This window comes from Kitasatospora sp. NPDC057015 (assembly GCF_042673745.1).
Classification (GTDB): Bacteria; Actinomycetota; Actinomycetes; order Streptomycetales; family Streptomycetaceae; genus Kitasatospora.
Map to the genome: position 1 here is coordinate 78,353 of NZ_JBHUSG010000045.1, position 9,123 is coordinate 87,475.

Annotated in this window: 6 protein-coding genes; 1 reads left to right on the top strand and 5 read right to left on the bottom strand. The window is 70.9% G+C overall.

The window, feature by feature from the left end; all coding sequences use genetic code 11:
- Positions 1-58: 58 nt before the first annotated feature.
- From dxs to ACFTWP_RS32185, 5 genes are all read right to left on the bottom strand, one after another.
- Positions 59-1,984, bottom strand: coding sequence for a 1-deoxy-D-xylulose-5-phosphate synthase (gene dxs / locus ACFTWP_RS32165; protein WP_380268488.1), 1,926 nt, complete (start codon positions 1,982-1,984; stop codon positions 59-61).
- A 274-nt stretch (positions 1,985-2,258) separates the two neighbouring features.
- Entirely contained in the window at positions 2,259-3,563 is a 1,305-nt protein-coding gene (locus ACFTWP_RS32170) for a sugar ABC transporter permease (protein WP_380268489.1), read from the bottom strand.
- A complete protein-coding gene (locus ACFTWP_RS32175) occupies positions 3,560-4,339 on the bottom strand; it encodes an ATP-binding cassette domain-containing protein (protein WP_380268490.1) in 780 nt (259 codons plus the stop codon). The genes ACFTWP_RS32170 and ACFTWP_RS32175 overlap by 4 nt, the downstream gene beginning before the upstream one ends.
- A 169-nt stretch (positions 4,340-4,508) precedes the next feature.
- The gene (locus tag ACFTWP_RS32180) at positions 4,509-5,603 is read right to left on the bottom strand and encodes a sugar ABC transporter substrate-binding protein (RefSeq protein ID WP_191292523.1); all 1,095 of its coding nucleotides are present in this window, start codon (positions 5,601-5,603) and stop codon (positions 4,509-4,511) included.
- A 166-nt stretch (positions 5,604-5,769) separates the two neighbouring features.
- A complete protein-coding gene (locus tag ACFTWP_RS32185) occupies positions 5,770-6,972 on the bottom strand; it encodes an ROK family protein (protein WP_380268491.1) in 1,203 nt (400 codons plus the stop codon).
- 426 nt (positions 6,973-7,398) lie between these two features.
- On the opposite strand from ACFTWP_RS32185, the gene ACFTWP_RS32190 reads away from it, so the two are divergent.
- The gene (locus ACFTWP_RS32190) at positions 7,399-9,069 is read left to right on the top strand and encodes a PQQ-binding-like beta-propeller repeat protein (RefSeq protein ID WP_380268492.1); all 1,671 of its coding nucleotides are present in this window, start codon (positions 7,399-7,401) and stop codon (positions 9,067-9,069) included.
- The last annotated feature ends 54 nt before the right edge of the window (positions 9,070-9,123 follow it).

The window sequence follows — 9,123 nt, forward strand, 5'->3', positions numbered from 1 at the left end:
CCGTACGATTATCGATCCGAGCGGTCGCGTACGGTCATCGGAGTGTCGCCGCGGGTGCTCAGGCCTCGACCGGGGCGGCCGCCAGCCGGGACACCAGGGCGGTGACCTGACGGGCGATGTCGGGGGCGGTGAGGCCGATCTCGGCGAGGATCTCGGCCCGCGAGGCGTGGTCGAGGAACTCCTGCGGGATGCCGAAGTCGCGCAGCGGCAGGTCCACGTCGGCGTCCCGCAGGGCCTGCGCGATCGCGGAACCCACGCCGCCGGCCCGCCCATTGTCCTCGACCGTGACGACGACCCGGTGCTCGGCCGCGAGGCCCGGCAGGGCGGCGTCGACCGGCTTCACCCAGCGCGGGTCCACCACGGTGCTGGTGATGCCCTGGGCGTCCAGCAGGCCGGCCAGCTCCAGGCAGAGCGGGGCCAGCGCGCCGACCGAGACGATGAGCACGTCGGCGCGGCGCTCGCCGGCCGGCTCGCCGCTCTCGCGGAGCACGTCCATGCCGCCGACCCTGCCCACGGCCGGCACGGCGGGGCCGACGCTGCCCTTGGAGTAGCGCACCACCGTCGGGGCGTCGGTGACCTCCACCGCCTCGCGCAGCTGGGCGCGCACCTGGTCGGCGTCGCGCGGGGCGGCGAGCCGCAGGCCCGGGACGACCTGCAGGATCGACATGTCCCACATGCCGTTGTGCGAGGCGCCGTCGGTGCCGGTGACGCCCGCGCGGTCCAGCACGAAGGTGACGCCGAGCCGGTGCAGCGCGACGTCCATCAGGACCTGGTCGAAGGCCCGGTTGAGGAAGGTCGCGTAGACCGCGACGACCGGGTGCAGGCCGTTGCTGGCCAGGCCCGCCGCCGAGACGGCCGCGTGCTGCTCGGCGATGCCGACGTCGAAGATCCGGTCCGGGTACGCCTTGGCGAACGGCGCCAGGCCCACCGGGTGGAGCATCGCGGCGGTGATCGCGACGATGTCGTCCCGCTCGCGGCCGAGCGCGACCATCTCCTCGCCGAAGACGGACGTCCAGTCCTTGCCCGAGGACTTGATCGGCAGGCCGGTCTCCGGGTGGATGACGCCGACCGCGTGGAAGCGGTCCTCCTCGTTCTGCTCGGCCGCGCGGTAGCCGCGGCCCTTCTCGGTGAGGCAGTGCACGATCACCGGGCCGCCGAAGCCGCGCGCCTTGGTCAGCGCGGACTCCAGGGCGGTGAGGTCGTGGCCGTCGATCGGGCCGATGTACTTGAGGCCGAGGTCCTCGAACATGCCCTGCGGCGCGATGAAGTCCTTCAGGCCCTTCTTGGCGCCGTGCAGGGTGCCGAAGAGCTGCTGGCCGACCACCGGGGTGCGCTGCAGCGCGTCCTTGCCCCAGGACAGGAAGCGCTCGTAGCCCTGGGTGGTGCGCAGGGTGGCGAGGTGGTTGGCCATCCCGCCGATCGTCGGGGAGTAGGAGCGCTCGTTGTCGTTGACGACGATGACGACCGGCAGGTCGCGGGCGTCGGCGATGTTGTTGAGCGCCTCCCAGGCCATGCCGCCGGTGAGCGCGCCGTCGCCGATCACGGCGACCACCGGGCGGTCCCGGTGGCCGAGGATCTTGTTGGCCTTGGCCAGGCCGTCGGCGTAGCCGAGGACGGTGGAGGCGTGCGAGTTCTCGATCACGTCGTGCTCGGACTCGGCGCGGGACGGGTAGCCGGAGAGGCCGCCCTTCATCTTCAGCCGGGAGAAGTCCTGGCGGCCGGTGAGCAGCTTGTGGACGTAGCTCTGGTGGCCGGTGTCGAACAGGATCCGGTCGCGCGGCGAGTCGAACACCCGGTGCAGGGCGATCGTGAGCTCCACCACGCCGAGGTTGGGTCCGAGGTGGCCGCCCGTCTTGGAGACCTCTTCGACCAGGAAGGTGCGGATCTCCTCTGCCAGGGCGGACAGCTGTCCGGGCGTGAGCCGGTCGAGATCGCGCGGTCCCCGAATGCGGGTCAGCAGGGCCACCCGTTCCTCCTCGTACATTGTTTCGTCCGAACGGACTCGGATCTGTTCGGATCCGACGGGCTTGGCCGCCCATGCCGGCGCCACGGACCGACGGCGTCGGTCCGTCCCGGCTGGTCGAGTCTAATGTCCGCCTGCCGGACACCGAGCGGCGCGCCCGCCGTTGTCGTGTCCCGGGCCGAGTCGGACCCGGCCCTTGCGACATGGGACACGGTCGGCGACCGCACATGACAGGACGAGGCCCGGCACCCGATCGGTTCGGGTGCCGGGCCTCACATCTGGTTCCGGACGGGCGTCAGCCTCGGCCGGAGGACTTCTGGGTGCGCCGGGAGACGGAGTCCAGGACGACCGCGGCGAGCAGCACCGCGCCGGTGATCATGTACTGGATCGCCTGGTCGACGTGGACCAGGTCGAGGCCGGTGATGATCGACTGGATGACCAGGATGCCGAGCAGCGCCGACCAGGTCTTGCCCCGGCCGCCGAAGAGGCTGGTGCCGCCGATGACGGCCGCCGCGATGGAGTTCATCAGGACGTTGCCGCTGCCGAGCGCCTTGTCGGCCGAACCCTGCTGGGACATGATGAACAGCCCGCCGAGGGCGGCCATGCCGGCCGAGATCATGAAGACCGAGATCCGGACCCAGGCGACGTTGATGCCGGCGCGGCGGGCGGCCTCGATGCCACCGCCGACCGCGAAGATCTGGCGGCCGTAGGACGTGCGGCGCAGGACGAAGTCCGTGACGATCACGATGCCGAGGAAGATCACCAGCGGCAGCGGGAGACCGCGGCTCTGGTTCAGCGTGTAGGCCGCGGCGACGGCGATCAGGGCCAGCACACCGGTGCGCAGGCCGATCTCGCTCATCGGGCGGGCCGGCAGGCCGGCCGCGGCGCGGCGACGGCTGTCCAGCACCTGGCCGACCAGGAACAGGGCGACGCCGGCCAGCGCGAAGATCCAGGTGATCGCGATGTCGCCGTCACCGAGGAAGTAGTGGTCCAGGTCGGCGATCACGCCGTTGTTGACGACGTTGGCGGTGCCCTTGTCGCCGAGCACGGACTGCTGCAGACCGCTCCAGGCGAGCAGGCCGGCCAGGGTCACCACGAAGGCGGGGACGCCGATCTTGGCGAAGAAGAAGCCGTGCAGCGCGCCGATGGCCACGCCGGCGGCCAGCGCGATCAGGATCGACAGCCACTCGTTGACGCCCTGACGCGCCGAGAGCACGCCGGCGATGGCGGCGGAGACACCGGCCACCGAGCCGAGCGAGAGGTCGATCTCACCGAGCAGCAGCACGAACACAATGCCGACCGCGATCAGGCCGGGGCCCACGATCCACAGCGTGATGTTGGTGAGGTTGTCCGCGTTCAGGAAGTTGCCGGTCAGGCTCTGGAAGATCGCGGCGATCAGGATCAGGCCGAGGACGACCGGCACCGAGCCGAGCTCGCCGCTCTTGATCTTGCGCTTGAAGTCCGCGACGTAGCCGGCCAGGCCCGCCTCGCGCACCAGCAGGCGCGGGTCCACCGCGGGGGCGGGGGTGGCGGCCGGCTCCTGGGAGGGCGCTTCCTTGACGGCGGAGGCCGCGGTGGCCTCGGTCTTGTTGGTGCTCACTTCGCAACCTCCGCGATGCGTGCCTGACGCCGGGTCACGGCGTTCTCCGTGGCTCCGGTGATGGCGGAGATGATCTCTTCGTGGGTGGTGGACGCGACGTCGAACGCGCCGTTGTTGCGCCCGAGGCGCAGCACCGCGACGGTGTCCGCGACGGCCTTGACGTCGGCCATGTTGTGGCTGATCAGGATGACGCCGAGGCCGCGCTCGCTGAGCCGCTCGACCAGGTCGAGGACCTGGGCGGTCTGCTCGACGCCGAGGGCCGCGGTCGGCTCGTCCAGGATGACGATCTTCGGGTCGCCGACCAGGGCGCGGGCGATCGCCACCACCTGGCGCTGGCCGCCGGAGAGCGCGGCGATCGGGATGCGGACGCTGGGGATGCGGATCGACAGCGTGTCGAGCAGTTCCTTGGCGCGCTTCTCCATCGCGACCTCGTCGAGCGTGCCGAAGCGGCGCAGCTCGCGACCGAGGAAGAGGTTGCCGACGACATCGAGGTTGTCGCAGAGCGCGAGGTCCTGGTAGACCGTCGCGACGCCCAGCGCCTGGGCGTCCTGCGGGCGGTTGATCCGGACCTCGCGGCCCTCCCACTCGATCGACCCCTCGTCGATCGGGTGGACGCCGGCGATCGTCTTGACCAGCGTGGACTTGCCTGCGCCGTTGTCGCCCACCAGGGCGACGACCTCTCCGGCGTGGACCTCCAGGTGAACGTCGGTGAGCGCCTGAACGGCACCGAAGCGCTTGGAGACCCCGCGCAACGCCAGTACGGGTGCGCCTGTCAACTGAACCATCTCCTTCTTCCCGCCCTGCCTCTGTACGGGAGGTGGGACGGCCGACGCGCGCCGGACCCGGGCGCGAAGGGGTAGTGCGAGAAATAAGGGGGTGCGCGGTGGGTTGCGCGCGCAGGGCCGCGGCGGCCCCCCGTGGACGGGGGCCGCCGCGGCGGTCTGACTACTTCAGGCCCGCGGTGGCGCAGGCGGCGGCGTAGTCGCCGGTGCAGATGTCGGCGACCTTGTACAGGCCGTCGGCGATGACCGTGCTCTGGACGTTGGCCTTGTTGACGACCTTCGGCTCCAGCAGCTTGGCCGGGATGCCCTTGTCGGTGTCGCTGTCGATGGTCGACGACGCGATCGACTTGACGTCCTTGCCCTGCAGCAGGTTGACGGCGAGCTCGCCGGCGCTGTCGGCCAGCGGCTTGTAGGCCTTGTAGATCGTGTAGGCCTGGTCGCCGGAGACGATGCGCTGGATCGCGTCGATGCCCGCGTCCTGACCGCCGACCGGGACGTTGATGCCCGAGGACTTCAGCTGGGTGATGATCGCCGCGGCCATGCCGTCGTTGGCGGAGTAGACGGCCTGGAAGCCGTCCTTGCCCAGGCTGGTGATCGCGGTGCCGATCTTCTGGCCGGCGACGGTGGGCTTCCACTCGCCCGAGGCCTCGTAGACGACCTTCTTGACCTTGCCGTCGAGCACCTTGTGGGCGCCGGACTTGAAGAGCGCGGCGTTCGGGTCGGCCTCGTCACCGTTGATCATGACGATGTTGGCGTCCGCGGCCTTGGCACCGAGGGCCTCGACCAGGGCCTGGCCCTGGAGCTCGCCGACCTTCTGGTTGTCGAAGGAGACGTAGGCGGCGACCGGGCCGGTGGCCAGGCGGTCGTACGCGACGACCTTGACGCCCTTGTCGGCGGCTTCCTTCACCCAGGACTGGGTCGACTTGGCGTCGAAGGCGTCCAGGATGATGACCTTGACGCCCTCGGCGATCAGGGTGTCGAACTGCTGCTTCTGCTTCGAGGCGGAGCCCTCGGCGTTGCTGTACTTGACCTTGCAGTCGGGGCAGAGCGCCGCGACCTTGGCCTCGATGAACGGCTTGTCGAAGGACTCGTAACGCGTGGACGACGCGTTCTCGGGGAGAAGCAGGCCGATGGACTTGGTGTCGCCGGCCTTGTCGGAGCTCTTCTTGTCGTCGCCGGCCTTGCCGCAGGCGGCCATGGACAGCGCCATCGAGACGGCGGCGGTGGCGATGACAGCGCGACGCATCATTGCGTTCATGGTGGGGGTTGCCTCCCTGACATTGCCGCAACGCTGCGGCGAGGTGGGAGGGAGTCAACCCGCACCCGGCACATGTCGTCAATAAGTAAATCCAACCTCCGGCGGATCCAAACCCTTTCGTTATCTTCCTGAACGCTTACCCGATACCAAACGGGGTAGCTCCAGGTCAGCTCCGAGCGCCCACAGCATGCCCGGTACGCCCCAGAGCGCCCGATTCGCCCATCTCGCTCATCACCAGGGCAAGCGCTCCCAGAACCTCCGCACGGCCACCCAGCGTGCCCGGAACCACCGACAACTGGCGGGCCGCGCTGGGGATCGCGTAGCGGGCCACGGAGTCCCGGATGGGGGAAAGCACCAGCTCACCGGCCTCGGCGAGGTCACCGCCGAGGATGATCCGACGGGGGTTGAGCAGGTTGCAGAGCGTAGCCACACCGCTGCCGATCTGCCGGCCGGCGTCCGCGATCACCCGGCGGCAGCCCAGATCGCCCTGCTGGGCGAGCTGCACGACCTTGGACAGGGTGAGGTCACCGCCCAGGTTGGCGTTCAAGAGATTGAGCAGGTACCGCGAACCGACGAAAGTCTCCAGGCAGCCGCGGTTGCCGCAGCGGCAGACCGGCCCGGCCTCGTCCAGCGTGATGTGCCCGATCTCGCCCGCCGTACCGCCCGGCCCCCGGTAGATCTGGCCGTTGATGACCAGGCCGGCACCCACGCCGCTGGCCACCTTGATGTAGGCCAGGTCCCCCAGCCCGCGCCCGGCGCCCCAGACCAGCTCGCCCAGCGCGCCCAGGTTGGCGTCGTTGTCGACGTGCACGGGCATGCCGAGGCGGGCCGCCAACTCGCGGCCGGGCGCGATGCCCGTCCAGCCGGGCAGGATCGCCGTGGAGCCCAGCGCGCCGGTCTCCACGTCGATCGGCCCCGGCACGCCGAGGCCCACGCCGATCACCTTGTCCGGGTTGAACCCGGCCTGCTGGAGCAGCCGGTCGACCAGGGCCTCGGCCCGGTCGAAGCCCTGCTGCGCCGAGACGTCCACGTCGATCGGCTCGCTCTCCTCGGCCAGCACCCGGTGCGCCAGGTTGCCGACGGCGACCCGCAGGTGGGTGTGGCCGAAGTCGATGCCGACCACGATGCCCGCGTCGCCGCTGAGCGAGACGCTGCGGGCCCGGCGACCGCCGGAGGAGGTGTCGGCGACCACGACGGTGCCGCTCTCCTTGAGCTCCCGGACGATGTTCGACACCGTGGCCGCCGATAGTCCGGTACTGCGCGCGATCTCCGCCTGTGTCAGCGAGCCGGCCATTCTGACCGCTCGCAGCACTCGTTCGAGATTCGCCCGGTGCAGTGAGGACTGCGATCCCGGTGTGTCCGTCGACATGATTCACCCTCCCAAGGGCGCGGGGACCCGACCGTCCCCGCCCTTGCCGCGCCGTTGCGGCGGAGTCCGTTGTGGCAGCGGTCGGGTCACCGAAAGATGTGGATCCCTCAACCAACTGTTCACTTTCAACTTCTGAACTCTAAGCTCACCCACCACCGGAAGGTGGCGTCAAGGCCGAACGGGCATCATTGGCAAACTTCTGCCGACACCCGGCCCGACGAGGGACGGTACCCCGCGCGGCACACCTGTGGCCGCCGGAAAACCGGCCCCCCTTACGATGGTCCCCAATCTCACCCGCCCCAGCAGCCTCGGGCCCACCAGGCGCAGGACGGGACGAATCCATACATGACGGGGCATCACATGGCAGGGGACCACCCGACTCCGGGTACAGGCGACACCTCCGGCGGTTCACCGGAACAGCGGGGGGTGTCATTCGGCCGCAGGCCCGAGGCCGACCCGGCCGCCGTGGCCGACCAGCCGACCCGGCTCGGCGGCGCACCGGTGCCGCCCCCCGCCTCCGGGACCCCCGCACCCGCCCCGGCGGCGGGCGCCGACTACGCCTACCAGCCGACCGCCGCCGCCTTCCCCGCCCAGCACGCCCAGCAGGCACTGCCCGCGCCCGGCGCGCCGGTCGGCCCCTTCGACCCGTACGGCGCCGGCACGCCGCAGGGCTACCGGCCGCAGACCCCGCCGCCGTCCGCCGGCGGCTACGGCTACCCCCCGCAGGCGCCCGGACCCGCCTACTCCCAGCCCGGGCCCGCCTTCCCCCAGCAGCAGGCCTACGGCTACCCCGGGCCGCCGGCACCGGCCCCCCGCCGACGCAACCCCGTCCTGCTGTACGGCGGCATCGTCGGCGGCCTGCTGGTGGTCGCGATCATCGGCGGCCTGGTCATCCTGTTCGACGACGACGGCCGCACGGGCAAGGGCGGCGGCGGTGGTCCGGCCGGGACCTACAACGTCGCCTGGGCGGCCCCCAAGGCGGCGGGCGGCCACGGCTCCGGCCTGCTCGGCATCTGGGGCGGCGACAAGCTCGTCGTCCGCGGCGACGAGAGCGGCATCAGGGCCTACAACAGCGCCGACGGCAAGGAGGCCTGGTCGCTGACCCCGCCGGCCGGCGCCAAGGAGTTCTGCGCGATGTCGTACGGTCCCAACGGCAAGGGCGTCGGTGCGGTGGCCCTCAACACCGGCGACGGCGACTGCTCCACCCTCGGGGCCGTCGAGGTCGCCACCGGCAAGCTGCTCTGGTCCAAGAAGGTCTCCACCGAGAAGGTCTACTCCCCGACGCTGAGCATCACCGACAAGGTCATCGCGGTCGGCGCGGGCTCCGCCCTCGGCGCGTTCGGCGTCGCCGACGGGACCCCGGCCTGGGCGTACCAGCCCCGCGACAAGAGCTGCAGCACCTCGGGGGCCCGGGCGGCCGGCGCCGCCATCGTGCTGACCGACCGCTGCTACGGCAGCACCGTCTCCACCAAGTCGACGCTGCAGGTGCTGGACGCCGAGAGCGGCAAGGCCGGCGCCCAGTTCGCGCTGGAGGGCAGCTCCGAGCGGCTCAGCAAGGTGATCTCCGACAAGCCGCTCGTCCTGGCGATGTCCGGCGGAACCGGCGGCGACTACGTGGTGGGCTTCGACGCCGCCGGCAAGCCGATGGCCAAGGTTCCGGTCAAGGAGGCCGGCAGCGACAGCCTGCGGTTCTCCGACTCCTCCGACGCCTTCACCCTCAACGTGGTCAGCGGCACCACCCTGTACGTCCAGGGCGGCACCAGCAGCAAGCCCACCATCGAGGCCTACGACCTCACCGCCGGCAAGAAGCTCTGGGAGAAGGACAGCGGCAGCGAGCAGGGCATGCGGCTGGTGTCGGGCACCGACAAGGACGGCGCGGTGCGGGCCGTCGTCGCCAACGGCTACAGCAAGCCGGGCAAGCTGGTGACGCTCGGTAAGGCCGACGGCGCCGTCACCGAACTCGGCCCGATCGCCAAGCCGAAGTCGGGGACGCTGATCTTCAGCATCACCGAGTTCGTGGTCACCGACGAGGGCTCGCTGGTCGCCTTCTCCAAGAGCAGCGTCAGCGAACCCGTCGTCAAGTTCACCAAGGGCTGACCGGGCGGCCCCGCGCGGGTGCGGGCGGGCCGGCGGGTCCGGCCCGCCCGCACC